Source organism: Microbacterium sp. ARD31 (assembly GCF_031844425.1).
The window spans coordinates 129,746-150,003 of sequence record NZ_JAUZVE010000019.1 but is presented as its reverse complement, the minus strand read 5'-3'; the positions used below and the strand labels follow the sequence as shown (position 1 = coordinate 150,003).

Sequence of the window (20,258 nt, the reverse complement as noted above, 5' to 3'; positions counted from 1 at the left end):
GGGCGCGCCGGGTGACGTCGTCGACGGTCAGCAGCACCTGGCCGGTGACGATGCCGTGCCGGGCGAACTCCTCCTGGTAGCGGTGGGCCAGCAGGCCCTGGCCGACCGAGGCGGCCGCCTGCTGGGTCGCCAGCGCCCGAGGGCGCTTCGACAGGCCCAGCGGGGCCAGCCCCGCCGCGATCGCGCCGGAGGAGACCAGCACCAGCTCGGCACCACCGTCGCGGGTCGCGGCGAGCACCTCGACCAGCTGGCGCACGCGCGCCGGGTCGATGCCGCCGGCCGCGGTGGTCAGCGACGACGACCCGACCTTGACGACGATGCGCCGGCCACCGGCGACCAGGGCCGTGCGGTCAGTCGTCACTGCCGTCCCAGTCGGGGTCGTCGGCGGTGCCGATCTCGTAGGCCATCGGACCCACGCCCGAGCTGCCCGAGCTGCGGTTGGGCCCCTTCTTCCTGCGGTCCTGGTCGAGCCTGCGGGCCACGTCGGCGCGGGCCTCCTCCTCGGCCTTGGTCTCCATCGCCTCGTCGATGTCGCGACGCCGGGCGCGGGCCGGGCGGGACTCCCGGAGCCGTTCGTCCTCGCCGCGGCGCCCGAGCATCTCCGCACCCGCCTCGATGCTGGGCTTGAAGTCGAAGACCACCGAGTTGGCGTCGCTGCCGATGAGGACCGCGTCGCCCTCCTGGGCACCCATCTGCGCCAGCCTCTGCTCGACGCCGAGACGGTTGAGGCGGTCGGCGAGGAAGCCGACGGCCTCCTCGTTGCTGAAGTCGGTCTGCCGCACCCAGCGCTCCGGCTTGGTGCCGCGCACCCGCCAGCCCTCGTCCGTGGCCACGACGTCGAAGTCGTCGCCGCCGTCGACGGCCCTCGGCCGGAGCACGATCCGCTCGGGCGTGACCTCGGGAGCCGCCTCGCGGGACGCCACGACGATCTCGGCCATCGCGAAGGTCAGCTCGCGCAGCCCGGCGCCCGATGCGGCGCTCACCTCGAACACGCGCAGCCCACGACCGCGCAGCTCCTCGACGACCATGTCGGCGATGTCCTGGCCGTCGGGCACGTCGACCTTGTTCAGCGCGACCAGCCGGGGCCGGTCCTCCAGCCCGCCGTAGCGCGCCAGCTCGGCCTCGATGACATCGAGGTCGTCGAGGGGGTTGCGGCCCGGCTCGATGGAGGCCGTGTCGACCACGTGCACGAGCGCCGCGCAGCGCTCGATGTGGCGCAGGAAGTCGTGCCCGAGTCCCCTGCCCTCGGCCGCACCCTCGATCAGGCCCGGCACGTCGGCGACCACGAAGGTGGTTTCCCCCGCCGTGACCACCCCGAGGTTGGGGACGAGGGTCGTGAACGGGTAGTCGGCGATCTTGGGCCGCGCCCGCGAGATCGCGGCGATCAGGGAGGACTTGCCGGCGCTCGGGAACCCGACGAGCCCGATGTCGGCGACGACCTTCAGCTCGAGGCGTACGACGAGCTCGTCGCCGGGCTCGCCGAGCAGCGCGAACCCGGGCGCCTTGCGCTTCGACGACGCCAGCGCGGCGTTGCCGAGGCCGCCGCGACCACCCTGGGCGACGACGAGGGTGGTGCCGTGGCCGACGAGGTCGGCGAGCACGTTGCCGTCGGTGTCCTTGACCAGCGTGCCGTCGGGCACGAGCAGGGTGAGGTCCTTGCCGTTGCCGCCGTTCTTGTGGTCACCGGCGCCCTGGCCGCCGTTCTCGGCCTTGCGCTTGGGGCTGTGGTGGTAGTCGACGAGGGTCGTGACGCTCGTGTCGACCTGCAGGATGATCGAGCCACCCTGGCCGCCGTTGCCCCCGTCGGGGCCGCCGAGCGGCTTGAACTTCTCCCGCTTGACGGACGCGACACCGTTGCCACCGCGCCCCGCCGCGAGGTGCAGCGTGGCCTGGTCGACGAACGTGGGGATGGCCATCAGAATCCTTGGACTTTCTCGGTGGTTGAGGTGCGAGCGGAGCGAGCCTCGAAACCCACGAAGGGCGCCCCCAGACAGGGACGCCCTTCGCAGAAGTGGATCAGTGTCGCGGTGACGTCACTCGCCCGGGACGATGTTGACGACCTTGCGACCGCGGCGGGTGCCGAACTCGACGGCGCCGGCCTGCAGGGCGAACAGGGTGTCGTCGCCGCCGCGACCCACGCCGGTGCCCGGGTGGAAGTGCGTGCCGCGCTGGCGGACGATGATCTCGCCGGCGCCGACGACCTGGCCGCCGAAGCGCTTCACGCCGAGGCGCTGCGCGTTGGAGTCACGACCGTTCTTGGTGCTCGCAGCACCCTTCTTGTGAGCCATTGTTCAGTCCTTTTGAAGAGACGTGGTCGACCTCGAGCGAGCGCTCAGAGGGAGATGTCGGTGACCTTGACCTGGGTGTACTTCTGGCGGTGACCCTGGCGCTTCTTGTAGCCGGTCTTGTTCTTGTACTTCTGGATGATGATCTTCGGGCCCTTGGCGGCGCCGGTGACCTCGACGGTCACCGAGGCCTTGTCCAGGCCGGTCGCGGTGACCTTCTCGCCGTCGACGACCATCACGACGGGCAGCGTCAGGGTGTCACCCGTGGCGGCCTCGGTCTTGTCGATGTTGATGACGTCGCCCACGGCAACCTTCTGCTGCTTGCTGCCAGCGCGCACGACTGCGTACACGGCGACTCACTCTCCTCGTCAGACTGCGAAAAAACTCAGGACTTGTACTCGGGCCTGCGCACGACACCGCCTTGACTTCGGCGAGGTACGCCGCGGGGCGGGCGCGCAGGGTCGGTGCTCGAACACCGAGGGTCAAGACTACGGGATCGGGTGGCGACCGGGCAAAACGACGTCCGGCCACCCTCACTGGCCCGCAGCTCAGCGCTTGCGCGAGCCCTTCTTCTTGATCGGCACGTGCTCCACGCTGTGGGTCTCCGACGCGGCGTCCGTCCCGTCGGCGTGGCCGGCCTCCCCCTCGGCGGCGTCGGCCAGGGGCGTCCCGACGCCGGGCTCGACGTCCACGACCCCGGGCTCCACGGCCCCGGACGCGGGCAGCGTGCCGGCCACGCCCGACGTCGACGCCGCGACCGCGTCGGTCTCGGGCAGGGACGGCGGGCCGGCCGGACGGCTGGCGGAGCGCCGACGCGTACGCGTCACCACCCGCGGCTTCTCGGGCTCGGCGGGGGCGGTGTCGGGCTCGGTCTCGGGCTCGGCCTCGGTCGTGGTGCCGCCATCGGCAGCCACCTGCGGCGCCGCGTCGACCTGCGCCTCGTGAGCGGGAGTCTCGGCCGGGGTCTCGGCCGGGGCGTCCGTCTCGGGGGTCTCCTCGGCGGGCTTCTCCTGGCGGGCCATCGCGGCCACGTCCTTCGGCGACGGGGCGTGGTGCTCGGCCGGCTTGTCGCCGTTGCCGCCGTTGCCGTTCCCGCCGTTGCCCTCGGCGCCGCGGCGGCCCCGTCGGCGGCTGCCGCGCCGGCCCTCGCCCTCCTCGGACTTCGCGCCGGGGTCGACGGGCTGGTCCTTGATGACCACGCCGCGGCCGTGGCAGTGCTCGCAGTTCTCGCTGAACGCCTCGAGCAGGCCGGTGCCGATCCGCTTGCGCGTCATCTGCACCAGGCCGAGCGAGGTGACCTCGGCGACCTGGTGGCGGGTGCGGTCCCGGCCGAGGCACTCGACGAGGCGGCGCACGACGAGGTCGCGGTTGGACTCCAGGACCATGTCGATGAAGTCGACGACGATGATGCCGCCGATGTCGCGCAGCCGGAGCTGTCGCACGATCTCCTCGGCCGCCTCGAGGTTGTTCTTGGTGACCGTCTCCTCCAGGTTGCCGCCGGACCCGGTGAACTTGCCGGTGTTGACGTCGACGACCGTCATCGCCTCGGTGCGGTCGATGATCAGCGAGCCGCCCGAGGGGAGCCAGACCTTGCGGTCGAGGCCCTTGTGGATCTGCTCGTCGATCCGGTAGGTGGAGAACACGTCGCCGGCGCCGTTGCGCTCGTACTTCTCGACGCGCTCGGCGAGGTCGGGGGCGACGGACTCGACGTACCCGCGGACGGTCTCCCAGGCGTCGTCGCCCTCGATGACGAGCTTGGAGAAGTCCTCGGTGAACAGGTCGCGGACGACCTTCAGCGTCAGGTCGGGCTCGCCGTAGAGCAGCTGGGGGCCGGAGCCCTTGTTGGCGGACTTCTTCTCGATGTCCTCCCAGCGCGCCTTGAGCCGCTCGACGTCGCGGGTGAGCTCCTCCTCGCTGGCGCCCTCGGCCGCGGTCCGCACGATCACACCGGCCGTGTCGGGGACGATCTCCTTCAGGAGCGTCTTGAGCCGGTTGCGCTCGGTGTCGGGGAGCTTGCGGGAGATGCCGGAGGTGGTGCCGTCCGGGACGTAGACCAGGAAGCGGCCGGCCAGGCTCACCTGGCTGGTCAGACGGGCGCCCTTGTGGCCGACGGGGTCCTTGGTGACCTGCACCAGCACCATCTGGCCGCTGGAGAGCACCGACTCGATCTTGCGCGGCGAGCCCTCCTTGTGGCCCAGCGCCTGCCAGTTGACCTCACCGGCGTACAGCACGGCGTTGCGGCCCTTGCCGATGTCGATGAAGGCGGCCTCCATCGAGGGCAGGACGTTCTGCACGCGGCCGAGGTAGACGTTGCCGATCAGCGAGGTCTGGGACTCGCGGGCGACGTAGTGCTCCACGAGCACCCGGTCCTCGAGGACGCCGATCTGGGTCAGGTCCTCACGCTGCCGGATGACCATCACGCGGTCCACGGACTCGCGCCGGGCCAGGAACTCCGCCTCGCTGACGATGGGGGCGCGGCGGCGGCCGGCCTCGCGGCCCTCGCGGCGACGCTGCTTCTTGGCCTCGAGGCGCGTGGAGCCGGAGACCGCGGTGATCTGGTCCTCAGCGGAACGGCGGCTGCGCACCCGGGTGACGGTGTTCGGGTCGTCGTCGTCCGAGCCGCCCTCCTCGCCGGCACGACGGCGGCGGCGACGCCGTCGCGAGGTGCCCTCGCCGTTGCCCTCGCCGGAGTCCGCGGAGTCCGCCTCCCCGCCCGGGGCGTCGGCCTCCCCCTGGGAGTCGGAGGAGGACGCGTCGTCGGTCTCGCCGTCGCCGTCGGCTCCTGCCTCGCCCTGGGAGTCGGAGGAGCCGTCGGAGGACTTGCGACGCCGACGACCACCACGCCGACGGCGGCGCCGGGCGGGACCGCCCTCGCCGTCGGTGTCCTGGTCCTGGGTCTCGTCCTGGTCCTGGGTCTCGTCCTGGTCCTGGTCCTGGTCCGAGCCGCTCTCGGTGGTCTCGGCGGTGTCCTCGGCGGTGTCCTCAGCCACGGTCGCGACCTCGGCCGCCTCGTCCTCGGTGCTCGCGTCGGCGTCGACCGCCTCGGGCTCGGCGACCTTCTTCGCAGCCTTGCCGGACTTCCTGGACCTCGAGCCGGACTTCTTCGCGGGCGCCGCAGCCTCGTCGGCCGGGTCCGGGACAGCGTCGGTGGACTCCTCGATGGGCGCTGCCTCGTCGGCGGGAGCCGGGGCGGCCTTCTTGCGGGTACGACGGGTGGTGGTGACCACAGGCGCCTGGAACAGCACGGCGTGGCCGGTGTCGGCGTCGGTCGCGCCGTCGGCCGGCGCGGCGTCGTCCTCGGCGGTGGGCTCGGGCGCCGGAGCGGCCTTCTTGGCCGCGCGCTTCGCGGGGGCCTTGGCCGTCTTGCGGGCGGCCGTCTTCTTCGCGGGCGCCTCGGTGGCTGCCTCAGCGGGCACGTCAGCGGGAACCTCGGCGGGAGCATCGGCGGCGGGCTCGGCCGCGGTGGCCTTCTTGGCGGCGGTCTTCTTCGCGGCGGTCTTCCTGGCAGGGGCCTTGCGCGCGGTCGACTTCTTGGCGGCCGGGGCCTCGCTCGACGGCTCCGCCGAGGCGGCGGCAGCGTCGGGCTCGGCGGAGGGCTCGGCGGAGGGCTCGGCGGCGGGCCGGGCAGCCGCGGCCTTCTTGGCGGGGGCCTTGCGCGTGCGCCGGGTGACCACGGGAGCGGCCGGGGCGGGCGGCGCCTCGGCAGCTGGCTGAGCAGCCGCCTCGGTGGCGGCGTCGGTGGTGCTGTCGGGCTGGTCGGAATCGAGCATGTGGTGCTCCTCGGGCACCGTCACGGTGCCGGATACGGCGTCCACCGGTCTCGCGGGAGCGATCGCGGGGGCGCAAAGCTTCAGTGGCGGCGACACCCTCCGCGTGTGCGTCACCGGTGGCTGTCGGTCACCTGCCGCGGTCGCCGGGCCCGTTCGGAGTCGCTGTCACCGACCCCGGAGGCCGCGTCGCGGTCCGGTGACGTCCACCCGTCCGGGGTGCCGGGCACTCCCCCAGGTGCGAGAGGTGACCGGCGAGAACGTCGTCGGCTCGACGGATCCCGACGGTCGTCGGGGCGTCGAACGTGGCGAGTATCGCACACCCCGCCGCACGAGGCCCTATGCGCGGGACGCCAGCGGGTCGCCGAGGTCGCCGGTCGCGAGGAGCGGACCTTGGGCGAGGCGCGTCATGAGGGGCGACTCGCCGGCCGCCAGGCCCGCGACGGCCTCGAGGCCGCGCAGCACGTCGTCGGGCCGGACCGCCGGGGTGCCGTGCCGCAGCACCACGTCGAGCGACGTACGTCCCGGCGCCTCGTCGTCCTCGGGAAGGACGACGAGCGAGACGACGGCGCCCCGCGCGTCGAACTCCCGCATGCCCTTCTTCGTCATCCGCTCCACGAGCGCCTCGTCGGCGGCCAGGAACCGCTCGACGGCCGCCGTCGTGGTCGTGCGGTCGGTCGCGAGGTCGATGCGCCAGCGGCTGCCCTCCAGCAGGTCGGCGAGCGAGCCGCCCGGCGACTCGACCACCTCGAGCACGTCGAGGCCCGGCGGGAGGGCCTCGTCGAGCATCGCGTGGACGTCGGCGGGGACGACCACCTCGGCGAGCGCGAGCTCGAGGTACTCCGCCTCGCTGGCCGAGCCCGTCGGCGCGGCGCCGGCGTAGGAGATCCGGGGGTGCGGGTTGAAGCCGGAGGAGTACGCCATCGGAACCCGCGCCCGGAACACCGCACGCTCGAAGGCGCGGCTGAAGTCGCGATGGCTGGTGAAGCGGAGGCGGCCGCGCTTGGCGTAGCGCACGCGGAGGCGCTGGACCGGCGGGGCCTGCTGCTCGGGCTGTTGCTGTGGCACGGCGCCACGGTAGTCGGACGTGCCGTCGGGCGTGACCGCGTGCCGCCGAAGCGGGGCCGCACGGCGCGAACTTGTAGCCTTCCGGATCGATGGAGACAAGGGGGAGCACGTCGTGACGCTCGCAACCGAGGGCCGCAGGAGCCCGGGCAGCCGCCCCGGCACCCGTCTGGGCACCCGCCTCGGCACGCGCCCGGGCGGGAGCGTGGTGACGCCCATGGTCCTCATCCTCGTGGTGCTGGCGTCCGTGGTCGCCTCGGCCGGCCTCGACTCCGCCCTCCCCCTCGTGGCCGTCACTGTCGGCGTCTCGATCGCCGCGCACGCCCCGCGCGTGGGCTGGCACCTCTCGACGGCGGTCGTCCTGCTCGCGCTGACGGTGCTCCAGGTCGTGGTGTCGTGGTTCGCTCCCCACGTCGGCTGGTCGCTGGCGACCGACAGCGCGATCGCCTGGTGCGTGTGGGCGCTGGTGCACGTGGCGCTGCTCGCCCGGCTGCCCGCCGGCACCTGGTACGGGCCCCGGGTCCGCGACCTGGTGTCCATCGGGCTGGTCCCGCTCGTGCTGGCCGGCTACTTCGGCTGGACCGCCGCCACGGCTGCGAACAGCTGGATCGGCTGGTCGATGCAGGGCGACTCGGCCAACAACATGATCCTCAACCGCGAGTTCGTGGAGCAGGGGGGCCTGCTGCGCTCGCAGGGCAACGGCGCCCCGCTGGCCACCGTCCTCCACGGCAGCTGGGCCGCACCCGGCCTCGACCTGGACTCGCGGTCCGAGGCCGTGCGCCAGATGGTGACGGGCGCCGGCGTGATGATGCTGGCCCTCGTCGCGCTCCTCAGCGTGCTCGGCTCGATGATGGCGCTCCGGCGGCTGCCCGCCGGGTCCCCGCAGCGAGTCGCCGCCGGTGTCGCGGCCGGCCTGATCCCGTGGCTGTGGTGCATCGGCGGCTACGTCTTCTCCTACGGCTACCAGAACGCCACGCCCGGCATGCTGATGCTCGCGCTCACTTGGCTGTGCTGGACCGAGCAGCGCCGCCACGCGGTCACGGCGGTGACCGGCCTGGTCCTCGCCACATGGGCCGCCGCGATCGCCTGGGGCCCGACGCTCCTCATCCCGGCCTTCCTCCTCGTCGCGGCCGTGGTGCGCCAGCGACGTACCCTCCGCCACGCCGGACGCACCCTCCTGCTCCCCCTCGCCGCCCTGCTCGGCGCCCTGGCGTACGGCGTGCTGGTGACCCTGCGCGACCTCACCGCGCAAGGCGGCGTCCCCGGCGCCGACGGCGCCCACCCGCCGCTCGACCAGGACTGGCTCATCGGTGTCGTCGTGGTGGCCGCGGTCGGCCTCGTGGTGCTGTACCGGCGCGTGGACGCCGACCTGCAGTGGGGCTTCTGGGTCGCCCTCGTGGCCGCCGGGCTGGTCCTGTTCCAGCTCGGCCGCGCCCGGCAGTCCTCCGACCTGCCGTTCTGGGGCTACTACCCGATCAAGTTCGCGTGGATCGCGCTGACCGTCGCGGCGCTGGTCGCCTTCGCCGAGACCTACCCGTTCTTCGCCCGCATCTCCCGCCGGCTGTGGGCCGGCAGCGGGGCGGTGCTCGCCCTGAGCATCGCCTACGCGCTGTTCTTCCAGCTCAGCGCGCCCGTGCGGCCGGTGAGCGTCTCCGGGGTGCTCACGCCGGTCCGGCTGCACGACAGCAACCTGGACGCGGTCTACGACGAGATGTTCGACATCATGGCCGTCGACCCGAAGACCGTGGTGTCCTCCTACTGGGGCCCGCCGGGCGGCGAGGGCGAGGACAGCCAGACGAACTTCTGGCTGCTCGAGGCGGGCGCGTACGGCATCGCGGACCCGATCCGGTTCCCGGCCTACACGATGAACTCGCGCGACCCCGCCGGGCTCTGCTGGGCAATCACGTCCTGGAACGGCGGGGTCACCGTGCTGACCAGGCACGACCCCGAGCGCCTCGCGAAGAAGCTGGCGAGGGACTGCGTCGCGGACCCGGCGACGTACGACGTCGTGGGCCGCAGGGACTTCTTCGACCGCTGAGCGGGCACTCCCCCGGCGGCCGCGGGCCGATTCCTCACTTCGCCCGGTGGCGTGCCCCTGCGGTATCGTCCTGCGGGTGAAACGGGTGGAGAACGTGGCTTTCGTCGTGCCCGTCTACAACGAGGCGCAGGTCATCGGCGGGGTCATCAAGGAGATCCTCGAGCACTGCCCGGTCGTGGTCTGCGTCAACGACGGCAGCAAGGACACCTCGGCGTCCGAGATCGTCAAGGCCGGCGGCTACCTCGTCGACCACCCGATCAACATGGGTCAGGGTGCTGCCCTCCAGACCGGCATCGAGTTCGCCCGCCTGCTGCCCGGGGTCGAGAAGTTCGTCACCTTCGACGCCGACGGCCAGCACCGCGTCGACGACGCGCTCGCCATGCTGGAGCTGCTCGACACCGCCGACGTCGACATCGTCCTGGGCTCGCGGTTCCGCGGGCGCACCGAGGGCATGTCGACGCTCAAGAAGGCCGTGCTCAAGATGGCCGTGCGGTTCACCAACTTCACGTCGGGGGTCAAGCTCACCGACGCGCACAACGGGCTGCGCGCGTTCAACCGCCACGTGGCCGACACCATCGAGATCACCGCTCCCGACATGACCCACGCGAGCGAGATCATCGAGCTCATCTCGCGCAACGGCTACACCTACGTCGAGGCGCCGGTGACCATCGACTACACCGAGTACAGCGTCCAGAAGGGCCAGCCGGTGCTCAACGCCGTCAACATCGCCGTCGACACCCTGCTGCGGAAGGTGAGCGGCTGATGGTCATCGTCCAGGTCCTCATGATCGCCTCGACCGTCGCGCTCGCCTTCCTCGGCCTGCGCGGCAGCGGCAGCCACCGGGTGAGCGCCAGCAAGAAGCTCGCCTTCCTGCTGCTGATGTTCATCACTGTCGTCGCGGTGCTCGACCCGCTGCTCGTGGGTCGCATCGCGCAGGCGGTGGGCGTGGGTCGCGGCACCGACCTCGTGCTCTACGTGCTGGCCCTGTCCTTCGGGTTCTACGTCGTCAGCCAGTACCTCGCCGAGCAGCGGTCCCGCAACGTACTGCACCGCCTGGCGCGCCGCATCGCCCTCGTCGAGGCGGCCGAGCGCTACGGCCTCGAGGGCACCCGCCCGCGCACGGAGGACGAGGCGCCCCGGGCGACCTGAGACCCGTATGAGACTGGACATCATGCTCCCCTATTGGGGGGATCCGGGCCTGCTCCACGCCACCGTCGAGAGCGTCCGTGCGCAGACCGACCCGAGCTGGTCGCTGACCATCGTGGACGACTGCTACCCCGACCCGTCGGTCGCGGAGCGCTACACCCACGAGCCGGACCCGCGCATCACCTACCGCCGCAACGAGACCAACATCGGCATCACGGCCAACTACGAGCTGTGCCGCGACCTCGCCACCGAGGAGCTGATGATGTTCCTCGGGTGCGACGACCTGCTCGGGCCCACCTTCGTCGAGACCGTCCTGGCCGCCCACCGCCGCTTCCCCGAGGCCGCGATCATCCAGCCGGGCGTGCGCGTCGTCGACGGCGAGGGCGTGGAGGTCCACCCGCTGGCCGACCGGGTCAAGGCACGCATCCGGCCGGCCGCCGACGGACCCGTCGTGCTCGCCGGGGAGGACCTCGCCGCCAGTCTGCTGACCGGCAACTGGCTCTACTGGCCGTCCCTCGTCTTCCGCACCGACGCGGTGCGCCGCCACGAGTTCCGCGAGGGCCTGCCCATCGTCCAGGACCTCGCGCTGGTGATCGACATGGTCGCCGCCGGCGAGTCGCTCGTCCTCGACCCGACGCCGTGCTTCTCCTACCGCCGGCACGGCGGAAGCGCCTCCGCGCTCACCCTCGCCACCGGCACCCGTCTCGCCGACGACCGTCGCTACTACGCCGACGCGGTCGCGCAGATGGAGGCCCGCGGCTGGTCGCGGGCCGCCCGGGCCGGACGGCGGCGGCTCACCTCCCGCCTGCACGCACTCTCGCTGGTGCCGGGTGCCGCCCGCCGGCGCGACCTCGCGTCGCTGCGCGGCCTGGCCCGGCACGCCCTCGCCGGCTAGCGACCGGTCCGCGCGCTCCGCGAGATCCGGCGCCTGAGCTCGACCACCGCCCGCAGCAGCATCAGTCGCGAGCGCACCGCCGGCAGCACGCCACGCGGCCGCACCGGCGTCTGGTTGTCGGCATGGAGCCGGCGGAGCACGGTCGGCTCCTCGACGTGGGCGATGCTGCCCGCCAGGTTGCCGTACGCCGCCAGCCACAGGTCGTGCGACTCGTCCAGCCAGGCGGGGAAGGGCAGGGCGACGTCGAGGGCGTCGCGGCGCACCGCCATCGCGCACCCGTAGTAGGGCCGCACCCCGGCCAGCAGGCCGGCCAGGTTGGCGAGCCGGCGGTCCGAGTCGGCGGCACGCAGCTCCCACCCCGGCTTGCCCGAGGGACCCTGCAGCCCGGCGCCGGTGCCCAGGACCCGGAGGTTGCTGGCGGCCACGCGGTGCTCCTGCAGCGCGTCGACGAGGACCTCGACGTGACGCGGCAGCCACACGTCGTCCTGGTCGGCGAGCAGCACGGCCTCGCCGGACGACTCCCGGATCGCCGCCTCGAAGGTCCGGACGTAGCCGCGGTTGGCCGGGGACCTGACCAGCCGCACGCGCGGGTCGTCGAGCCCGGCCACCACGTCGGCCGTGGCGTCGGTCGACGCGTCGTCGACCACGACGACCTCGTCGGAGGCACGCAGCTGCTCGAGGACGGAGGCGAGCTGTTCCTCGACGTAGGCGGCACCGTTGTAGGTCGCCATCACGACCGACACGGAGGGGCGCTCAGCCATCGTGGGCCACACCCTCCTCCTGTCGCCGGCGGCCGCGTCGGGACACCGCCCGCAGGAACCCTACGGCGTGCACCAGGAGCCCGGCGGCGGGGCCGGCGACCAGCGCCGTCACGGAGCGCTGCTCGATCGACCCGGGCGCCAGCAGCACCGCGAACGCGACCAGGGCGGCGAGCGCCCAGCCGCCGAGGAACCAGGTGTGGGCCGACGACGCCTGGGTCGCGGCACCGGAGAGGGTCAGGGCCGCGATGGCGCACGCGCCGACGGTCAGGCCGGCGAGCACCCCGCCGTCGATGCGGTAGGCATCGCCGAAGAGCGTCCCCATCAGCCACGGCCCGACGAGCCACGCGAGCGCGCCGCCGACGGCGGTCACCACGGTGACCACGGCCACCGCGCGCAGCACCAGCCGGACGCCCACCGACGGCGCGTGGACCAGGTGGGACACGACGAGCCCCTGCACGGCGTTCAGCGGGATCAGCACGGGCGCACGGGTGAGCGAGATCGCCAGCAGGAGCGGCGCGCTGTTGCGGAAGTCGGCGCTGCTGGTGGTCACCGAGAGCAGTGCCGGGAAGCCGACGATGAGGATGGCGCTGGCGGCCTGCGCGAGCACGGAGGCCGACATGCGGCGCGCGAGCGCGGCCGGGGCGGAGTCCGTACGCCGTCGCAGTGCGTCACGCACGTGCGGCATCGCGAGCAGCACCAGCAGCCAGGCGACGGCACCACCCGCCGTGGCGGCCGCGAGCAGCGTGGTCGACGCGCCGACCACGAGCACGACGAGCAGGCACAGCGCCAGCCGGCACAGCGCGTCGGTGGCGAGGACCACGGCGGACTCGCGCCACCAGCCGCTGCCGACGAGCGAGCCGACGACGACCGAGTGGAACGCGTAGCCGATCGCTGCGGCGACCAGCACCGCCACGAGCACGGGCGAGGTGCGGTGCAGCACCTCAGGCTGCCACCACGGCGACAGAGCCAGCACGAGCGCGCCCGCGACCACCGCCACCGCCGCTCCGGCCACCCACACCGGCGGGCCGACCGTGCGACGGTCGCGGATGCCCGTCGCCACCGAGCGGGTGGTCTCCGTGGCGACCCCGGACAGCACGCCGTAGACGGCGAAGAGGATCGAGAAGAAGGTCAGCAGGACGGTGTTGTCGGGCTTGCTGAGGGTGCGGGCGCCGAGCCAGAGGACGACGTAGCTGACGAGGGCTCCGAGGAGCGAGGCGAGGGCGACCTGGCCTGCTCGTCCGGCGTCCCGGCGGTCCCGAGCGGGCGACAGGACTGGCTCGGACATCGTCGGCTAGCCTATCGCAGTGCCTCCCCCGCCGACGCCCACCGTGGAGCCATGAGCGACGGGCCGGACGGCCGGACAGCAGGTGGTTCGCGGGTCGGGTGCGTGGTCCCGGTGTTCCAGCCCGGGGCGGACCTCGTGGCCGGGCTCGGGAGCGTGCTGCCCCAGGTCGACGAGGTGGTCCTCGTCCTCGACGAGGCCGGTCCGGGGCCCCACACGGAGGAGCTGCTGGCGCAGTGCGTCGCCGCCGGGGCCCGCGTCGTGCGCCACGACGCGAACCGGGGCATCGGCGCCGCGCTGAACTCCGGTGTGCGTGCCCTGGCCGGGCACGCACCGGACTTCGTGCTCACCCTCGACCAGGACAGCCGGCTCGACGAGGGGTACGTCGCCGAGCTGGTCGCGGCGTACCGCTCGGCCGGCGACCACGGTGTCCGCGTGGGGATGGTCGCCCCGGCGTCCGTGGAGTCCATCGGCCGGATGTCGGCGCGGCAGGAGGGCGACGTGCTGGTGGGGGGTGAGCCGATCCAGTCCGGGCTCCTGGTGCCCCGGGCGGTGCTCGAGGAGGTCGGCGGCTTCGACGAGGCGCTCTTCATCGACGGCGTCGACACCGACTTCTACCTCCGCGCCCTCGACGCGGGCTACGCGTGCGTGATCGCCCCCGGGACCCGGATCGGCCATCGGCTCGGACGCGCGCACGAGGGACCCGTGCGACGTGGCCCCGCACTCGTGGTGGCGGCCGACTTCCGCTACTACTACCAGTGGCGCAACCTCGTCCGGCTGCTGCGCCGCCACGGCCGCAGGCACCGGGGCTGGGCGGTGCACGCCGTCTGGAAGGCCGTGCGCCACCTGGGCATCGTCACCGTCCTCGTCCCGGGGCGCCGTCCCCGGATCGCCGCGGCAGCGGCCGGGCTGCGTGCCGGGGTGACCGGCCGCGAGGGCCGCGCGCAGGCGTGAGCGCCGCCTCCGCCGATACGCGGAGCGGCCCGGCGCGTTGGTACCGTTCGGGCATGCGTCCTCCCGCCAGCAGCACGACCCGGGACGAGGCACCCACCGCCTCCGCGGAGGATCGCTGGACGGTCCGGCTCGGCGACAAGGTCGCGACCCGGGACAACAACTTCGACGTCCTGCGCCTGTTCGCGGCGTGGGCCGTCCTCGTCTCGCACTCCTTCGCCCTCGTCGGCCGTGACGAGCCGCTGTCGTGGTTCGGCACCTCGCTCGGCCACGTGTCGGTGCTGATCTTCTTCGCGGTCAGCGGCCTGCTGATCCGGCGCAGCTGGGAGTACGACCCGCGCGCTCGCGACTTCTGGGCGAAGCGGGCGCTGCGGCTGCTGCCCGCGCTGGCCGTCGTGGCCCTCGTGACCGCGTTCCTGATCGGACCGGCGGTGACCAGCCTGTCGCTCGGCGACTACTTCTCGTCGTGGCAGACCTGGTTCTACCCGGTGCGGGTGACCCTGCTCTGGACCTTCGGCGCGCCGCTGCCCGGGGTCTTCGACGACAACCCCCACCCCGGCGTGAACGGCCCGCTGTGGAGCCTCCCGGTCGAGGTCGTCGCCTACTTCTTCCTGTTCGTGCTCGGTGTGAGCGGCCTTCTCAGGAGGCGAGGGGTGGTGACCGCCGTCGCCGCGCTGAGCCTGGTGTGGGCGGCGTGGTGGGTCACCGTGACGTCGACCGCCATCGGGGCGACGTACGTCCTCGCCGGCTTCGCCGTGGGTGCGGCCGCCTACTCCTGGCGCGAGCGCATCGTGCTCGCCTGGCCGGTCGCCCTGGCCCTCGTGCCGCTGTGCATCGCGACGGGGCTCGGCCCCGAGCCGCTGCGGGTCGTCACGTGGACGCTCGCCGCGGTCTACCTGAGCTACTGGTTCGCGTTCGCGGTGCCGCCCGTGGGCCGGACGCTGACCCGGTTCGGCGACGCGTCGTACGGCGTCTACATCTGGGCGTTCCCGGTGCAGCAGGCCATCGTCCAGGTCGGTGGCCCGGACACCAGCCCGTGGACGATCATCCTGCTCGCCACGCCGATCGTCTGGCTGCTCGCCATCGCCTCGTGGCGGCTGGTCGAGCGACCGGCCCTGCGGCGCAAGCCGCGCCCGGTCCGCCCGACCGCCTGAGCCACGCCGGGCGCGGCCCGTCAGGACCCGCGCAGCCTCCGCGCGACCGCCTTGAGGCGCGTGCGCGGGCGCAGCCGCTGGCGCAGCGTGGGAGGGGTCGGCGTCTGCGCCGCCCCGCGCTGCTGACGCAGCTTGCGCTGCAGCCGGCGGATCTGGGTCTGCTTCTGCGCGGACTTCCGCTCCAGCTGGGTCACCCGGCGCTGCACCTGGCGGTGGCGCTTGCGCAGCTCGGTGAGCTCGAGCAGGTCCGCGCGCAGCTGGCGGGTCTCCCCCGGCGGCAGGAGGAACGGTCGCGAGTCGATGCGGCGTTCGATCTCGCGCTGGTTCTGGGCCCACTCGTCGACCGGGTGGGCGGTGCGCGAGGACTCGCGGGTCTCCCACCAGCGGTAGATCGCGGTGCCGCGGCCGATGTCGGTGACACCGGCGAGCTGCGCCGCACGCAGCAGGAACTCCCAGTCCTCGGTGGTGGTCATCGAGTCGTCGTAGGAGAGGCCGAAGTGCGTGGCCAGCGACCGCGGGAAGATCCACCCGATCGGCGGCGACTGGTTGGCCACGAGGTGTCCGGTCAGCGAGAAGTCGTCGTCGTAGGCCTTCTCCGGGGCCGTCGTCGAGCGGATGCCGTGCAGTCCGCGGACGGTGTCGACGGAGGCGCCCTGCTTCATGGCGATGGTGCGCAGGATCCGGCCACCGTGCTCGCGCTCGGCGTCGCGGAACTCCTTGACCCAGTCGCCCATGACGACGTCGTCGTCGTCGAAGATCGCGACGTAGCGCCCGGCGGCCGCCTCGATGCCGGCGTTGATCGGGGCCGAGCGCTGGCCGCGGTCGAGCAGGACCAGCCGGATCCGCTCGCGCAGCGCGGGCGGCTGGTCGTCGATCACGACCTCGACGGCCTTCTGCTCCGCGGCGTTGGTCTTGTGGGCGACGACGAGGACCTCGAAGTCCTGGCACGACTGCGCGGCCAGGCACACCAGCGCCTCGCGCAGCTCCTGGATGCGGCGACCCTGGGTGCGCATCACGACGCTGAGGAACCGGTCGGTCTCGGTGCTCGCCGGGTCGACGTAGTGGGGGGTGGGCCGGGGCGGCGCCGCGGTGAGCGCCCAGACGAACTGGTTGACGAGCCCGTTGGGCTCGGCGTCGGCGCGCACCGTGCGGAGGTAGCGGGAGAAGGTGGTCGCCTCGGAGAGGCCGACGTGGTCACCGGGGAAGTGCTGGTCGCTCCTGGCGACGAGCACGTCCTCGCGGCCGATGCGCGACAGCCCGGCCGACCGGAGGGCCGCGGTGAGGCTCTGCTCGCTGTAGAGCTGGAAGTGGGTGACGTCGAGCAGCCCGGCCTCGGTGTAGTCCCAGGTGCCGAGCAGCGTCTTGATGCCGACGTCGAGGTGCGTCACGTTGGGCACGCTCGTCACGGCCACCGCACGGTGCTCGGCGAGCAGCTCGCCGAGCGCGTCGAGCGCGTGGGTGCCGTTGGTGAGGTGCTCGAGGCCGTCGAGGAAGGTCACCGAGACCAGCCGGCGCCCGTCGAGCACCTTGCGCAGCCGCTCGGCCACGTCGGGGTCGGTGAGGTCGGCCGCGTGGGCCTCCAGCCCGCGCTCGCGCAGCTGCTCGAGCTCGTGGTCGTCGACGTCGACGCCGACGTAGTGGAGGCCGAACCTGTCCTTGATCGGCTCGGCGATGTGCCCGAACCCGCAGGCGAGGTCGAGGTGCACGCCGTCCTGGCCGAGGTCGGCCGGGAGGTGCTGCTCGAGGAGCCGGAGGGTGTGCCCGAACTTGTTGTCGGGCTGCACCTCGTTGTCGTACTTGTGCAGGTCGGGGTTGAAGTCGGGGGCGTCGTTCACAGCGAGTACCTGTGCTCTGCGTAGCGGCCCTTGGCGAAGGTGCCGATGCGGTGTTCGGGGTCGCGCTGCTCGACGAGGCGGCCCTCGCGCTCGCGCGCGCGGAACTCCCGTGCGGCAGCCTTCTCCTCGGGACTGGCGTCGTCGGACTCGAAGCGGCGCAGGATGGACTTCACCAGCCCCGGCTTCGACCACTTGTGGGCGATGAGCAGTCCCGCCTCGGCGGAGAACCGCACCTCGGCGCTGGTCGGCATCCACCGGCCGTCGGTGTCGAGGTACTTGTCGTGGAAGACCACGGCCGCGGGCTGGAAGACGACCTGCTTGCCGGCCTCGCGCACCCGCCACGAGTAGTCGACGTCGTCGCAGTACATGAAGAACGTCTGCGCGTCGAAGCCGCCGAGCTCGAGGAAGAGGGGACGCGGTGTCATCGCGAACGCCGTGGTCGCCCAGGAGGTGAAGCCGGTGCCGCTCGCGTAGTCCTTGGGGTGCTCGATCGGCAGCTGCTTGGCTTCGACGAACCCCACGGAGGGGTCCTTGAAGGCGGCGAGCATGCGCCAGATCGCCCGCGGCTCGGGGACCACGTCGGGGTTGGAGAAGATGAGGTAGTCGGGGTTGTCGAGCAGCTGCGCCATCTCGTTGTGGCCGCGCGAGGTGCCGACGTTGTCGCCGAAGTAGTGGTAGCGCAGCTGGTGGATGTGCGGCAGCCGGGCGCGCAGGTCCTCGAGGTCCTCGTCGCTGAGCAGCCGCTCGGCCGACGCGTCGCCGAGCGTCACCACGAAGCCGGTGCACATGCCCTCGCTCTGCCCGATGCGTGAGGAGTTGTCGAGCGCCTCCAGCATGCGCTCCACCCCCTGCATCGGGGTGTGGTAGAGCAGCGACTGCACTCCAATGATCACCGGCTCATCGAGTCGTGGCTCATCGAGCACGCGCATTCCTCCTGTGGCTGGCTGTGGGCGGGTACGGGACGGACGGGGTGCCCGCACGCCTGACGCAAACGTGCAGCAGCATAGCCGTCGCGGCCTCCGCCGGACCCGGCGGCGGGACGCGGGCGGGTCGGGTCAGACCACGCTCAGCGGGAGCAGCTTCTGCCCGGTCGGGCCGACCTGGATCTCGGTGCCCATCTCCGGGCACACGCCGCAGTCGTAGCACGGCGTCCAGCGGCAGTCCTCGATCTCGATGTCGGCGCCGTCGGCCGCCGCGAGGGCGTCCTCCCAGTCACCCCACAGCCAGTCCTTGTCGAGGCCGGAGTCGAGGTGCTCCCAGGGCAGCACCTCGTCGTAGTCGCGCTCGCGGGTGGTGTACCAGTCGACGTCGACGCCGGTGCCGGCGAGCGCCTTCTCGGCGGACGCCATCCAGCGGTCGTAGGAGAAGTGCTCGCTCCAGCCGTCGAACCGGCCCCCGTCGCGCCAGACCTCCTCGATGACCCGGCCGACCCGGCGGTCGCCGCGCGAGAGCAGGCCCTCGACGATGCCGGGCTTGCCGTCGTGGTAGCGGAAGCCGATCGCGCGGGCGTACTTCTTGTCCTCGCGGACCACCTCGCGCAGCAGCCGCAGCCGCTCGTCGGTCGCCTCGTGGTCGAGCTGCGGCGCCCACTGGAAGGGCGTGTGCGGCTTGGGCACGAAGCCGCCGATCGACACCGTGCAGCGGATGTCGTTGCGGCCCGAGACCTCGCGGCCCTTGGCGATCACCCGCTTGGCGAGGTCGGCGATGGCCAGCACGTCCTCGTCGGTCTCCTGCGGGAGGCCGCACATGAAGTAGAGCTTCACCTGCCGCCACCCGTGGGAGTACGCCGCCGCGACCGTGCGGATCAGGTCCTCCTCGGTGACCATCTTGTTGATCACCTTGCGCATCCGCTCGGAGCCGCCCTCGGGGGCGAACGTCAGGCCGGAGCGGCGACCGTTGCGGGAGAACTCGTTGGCCAGGGTGATGTTGAAGGCGTCGACCCGGGTGCTGGGCAAGGAGAGCGAGACGTTGGAGCCCTCGTAGCGGTCGGCAAGGCCCTTGGCGACGTCACCGATCTCCGTGTGGTCGGCGCTGGAGAGCGAGAGCAGGCCGACCTCCTCGAAGCCGGACTTGCGGATGCCGTTCTCGACCATGTCGCCGATGGTCTTGATCGAGCGCTCGCGCACCGGGCGGGTGATCATGCCGGCCTGGCAGAAGCGGCAGCCGCGGGTGCAGCCGCGGAAGATCTCCACCGAGAAGCGCTCGTGCACCGTCTCGGCGAGCGGCACGAGCGGGTTGGCGGGGTAGGGCCACTGGTCGAGGTCCATCAGGGTGTGCTTGCGCACCCGGAACGGGATGCCCGGCCGGTTGGGCACGACGGCCTCGATGGCCCCGTCGGCGGCGTACGCCACGTCGTAGAAGCGGGGGACGTAGATGTTGCCGGTCACGGCGAGGCGGCGCAGCAGCTCGTCGCGCCCGCCCGGGCGGTCCTCGGCCTTCCACTCGCGCACCACCTCGGAGATCGCGAGCACGACCTCCTCGCCGTCGCCGAGCACGGCGGCGTCGACGAAGTCGGCGATCGGCTCGGGGTTGAAGGCGGCGTGACCGCCGGCGATCACGACGGGGTCGTCGTCGCCGCGGTCGACGGCGTGGAGCGGGATGCCGGCGAGGTCGAGCGCGTTGAGCATGTTGGTGTAGCCGAGCTCGGTGGAGAAGCTCAGGCCGAACAGGTCGAAGGCGCCGACCGGGCGGTGGCTGTCGACGGTGAACTGCGGGATCGGCCCCTGCTCGTCACCGGTGCGCATCACCTGCTCCATGTCGGGCCACACCGAGTAGGTGCGCTCCGCGAGGATCCAGTCGCGCTCGTTGAGCACCTCGTAGAGGATCTGCACGCCCTGGTTGGGCAGGCCGACCTCGTAGGCGTCGGGGTACATCAGCGCCCAGCGCACGGTGGGGCCGCCGGTCTCGGAGGAGGCGGCACAGTCCCAGTCCTTGACGACGGAGTTCAGCTCCCCGCCGACGTACTGGATGGGCTTCTGCACCGACGGCAGCTTGGCCTCCAGGCGCGGGAAGACCGACGCGACGGACATGTGGGGAACACCTCGGGGAAACTCGGGGGAAGGGCAGCGCGGCACGCCTG

The 20,258-nt window shown here is 72.6% G+C and carries 16 protein-coding genes and 1 pseudogene; 6 read left to right on the top strand and 11 right to left on the bottom strand.

Going from position 1 to position 20,258, the window contains the following annotated elements; translation table 11 throughout:
• From Q9S36_RS31060 to Q9S36_RS31035, 6 genes and pseudogenes are all read right to left on the bottom strand, one after another.
• Nucleotides 1-361, bottom strand: a pseudogene (locus Q9S36_RS31060) (glutamate 5-kinase); the annotation flags it as partial.
• On the bottom strand, nucleotides 351-1,916 hold the full coding sequence (gene obgE / locus Q9S36_RS31055) for a GTPase ObgE (RefSeq protein ID WP_396653876.1): 1,566 nt from the start codon (nucleotides 1,914-1,916) through the stop codon (nucleotides 351-353). The gene obgE and the pseudogene Q9S36_RS31060, both read right to left, overlap by 11 nt.
• 117 nt (nucleotides 1,917-2,033) lie before the next feature.
• Nucleotides 2,034-2,288, bottom strand: a complete 255-nt coding sequence (rpmA, locus tag Q9S36_RS31050; protein WP_056602771.1) for a 50S ribosomal protein L27 — start codon at nucleotides 2,286-2,288, stop codon at nucleotides 2,034-2,036.
• 44 nt (nucleotides 2,289-2,332) lie between these two features.
• Nucleotides 2,333-2,635 (bottom strand): 50S ribosomal protein L21, encoded by a 303-nt coding sequence (rplU, locus tag Q9S36_RS31045; RefSeq protein WP_311288688.1) that lies wholly within the window; start codon nucleotides 2,633-2,635, stop codon nucleotides 2,333-2,335.
• A gap of 198 nt (nucleotides 2,636-2,833) precedes the next feature.
• A complete protein-coding gene (locus Q9S36_RS31040) occupies nucleotides 2,834-6,055 on the bottom strand; it encodes an Rne/Rng family ribonuclease (RefSeq protein WP_311288687.1) in 3,222 nt (1,073 codons plus the stop codon).
• Between the two features lie 336 nt (nucleotides 6,056-6,391).
• On the bottom strand, nucleotides 6,392-7,120 hold the full coding sequence (locus tag Q9S36_RS31035) for a TIGR03936 family radical SAM-associated protein (protein ID WP_311288686.1): 729 nt from the start codon (nucleotides 7,118-7,120) through the stop codon (nucleotides 6,392-6,394).
• Nucleotides 7,121-7,232: 112 nt separating this feature from the next.
• Between Q9S36_RS31035 and Q9S36_RS31030 the strand changes: the two genes are divergently transcribed.
• The 4 genes from Q9S36_RS31030 (at nucleotide 7,233) to Q9S36_RS31015 (ending at nucleotide 11,196) form a co-directional block, all read left to right on the top strand.
• Nucleotides 7,233-9,155 carry a hypothetical protein gene (locus Q9S36_RS31030; protein WP_311288685.1) on the top strand — a complete coding sequence of 641 codons (1,923 nt, stop codon included), beginning with the start codon at nucleotides 7,233-7,235 and terminating at the stop codon, nucleotides 9,153-9,155.
• A gap of 76 nt (nucleotides 9,156-9,231) precedes the next feature.
• Complete coding sequence (locus Q9S36_RS31025) at nucleotides 9,232-9,918, top strand: glycosyltransferase family 2 protein (protein WP_311288684.1); 687 nt, start codon at nucleotides 9,232-9,234, stop codon at nucleotides 9,916-9,918.
• The gene (locus Q9S36_RS31020; protein ID WP_311288683.1) at nucleotides 9,918-10,304 is read left to right on the top strand and encodes a DUF2304 domain-containing protein; all 387 of its coding nucleotides are present in this window, start codon (nucleotides 9,918-9,920) and stop codon (nucleotides 10,302-10,304) included. The genes Q9S36_RS31025 and Q9S36_RS31020 overlap by 1 nt, the downstream gene beginning before the upstream one ends.
• 22 nt (nucleotides 10,305-10,326) lie before the next feature.
• Nucleotides 10,327-11,196 (top strand): glycosyltransferase, encoded by an 870-nt coding sequence (locus Q9S36_RS31015; protein ID WP_311288682.1) that lies wholly within the window; start codon nucleotides 10,327-10,329, stop codon nucleotides 11,194-11,196.
• Here Q9S36_RS31015 and Q9S36_RS31010 read toward each other — a convergent pair.
• On the bottom strand, nucleotides 11,193-11,957 hold the full coding sequence (locus Q9S36_RS31010; RefSeq protein ID WP_311288681.1) for a glycosyltransferase: 765 nt from the start codon (nucleotides 11,955-11,957) through the stop codon (nucleotides 11,193-11,195). The two genes, Q9S36_RS31015 and Q9S36_RS31010, sit on opposite strands and share 4 nt — an antisense overlap.
• Nucleotides 11,950-13,242, bottom strand: a complete 1,293-nt coding sequence (locus tag Q9S36_RS31005) for a hypothetical protein (RefSeq protein ID WP_311288680.1) — start codon at nucleotides 13,240-13,242, stop codon at nucleotides 11,950-11,952. Before Q9S36_RS31005 ends, Q9S36_RS31010 begins: the two co-directional genes overlap by 8 nt.
• Before the next feature lie 51 nt (nucleotides 13,243-13,293).
• On the opposite strand from Q9S36_RS31005, the gene Q9S36_RS31000 reads away from it, so the two are divergent.
• Together Q9S36_RS31000 and Q9S36_RS30995 are read left to right on the top strand one after the other, a co-directional pair.
• Nucleotides 13,294-14,193: a glycosyltransferase gene (locus Q9S36_RS31000; RefSeq protein WP_311288679.1), complete on the top strand. Its 900-nt coding sequence runs from the start codon at nucleotides 13,294-13,296 to the stop codon at nucleotides 14,191-14,193.
• A gap of 53 nt (nucleotides 14,194-14,246) precedes the next feature.
• Nucleotides 14,247-15,344 carry an acyltransferase gene (locus tag Q9S36_RS30995; RefSeq protein ID WP_311288678.1) on the top strand — a complete coding sequence of 366 codons (1,098 nt, stop codon included), beginning with the start codon at nucleotides 14,247-14,249 and terminating at the stop codon, nucleotides 15,342-15,344.
• Nucleotides 15,345-15,364: 20 nt separating this feature from the next.
• Here Q9S36_RS30995 and Q9S36_RS30990 read toward each other — a convergent pair whose 3' ends face one another.
• The 3 genes from Q9S36_RS30990 to Q9S36_RS30980 all read right to left on the bottom strand — a co-directional run bounded on the left by Q9S36_RS30990 (nucleotide 15,365) and on the right by Q9S36_RS30980 (nucleotide 20,208).
• Nucleotides 15,365-17,179: a methyltransferase domain-containing protein gene (locus Q9S36_RS30990; protein ID WP_311288677.1), complete on the bottom strand. Its 1,815-nt coding sequence runs from the start codon at nucleotides 17,177-17,179 to the stop codon at nucleotides 15,365-15,367.
• Nucleotides 17,176-18,102, bottom strand: coding sequence for a glycosyltransferase (locus Q9S36_RS30985; protein WP_311288676.1), 927 nt, complete (start codon nucleotides 18,100-18,102; stop codon nucleotides 17,176-17,178). The genes Q9S36_RS30990 and Q9S36_RS30985 overlap by 4 nt, the downstream gene beginning before the upstream one ends.
• A gap of 132 nt (nucleotides 18,103-18,234) precedes the next feature.
• Entirely contained in the window at nucleotides 18,235-20,208 is a 1,974-nt protein-coding gene (locus tag Q9S36_RS30980) for a TIGR03960 family B12-binding radical SAM protein (protein ID WP_311288675.1), read from the bottom strand.
• Nucleotides 20,209-20,258 lie beyond the last annotated feature (50 nt).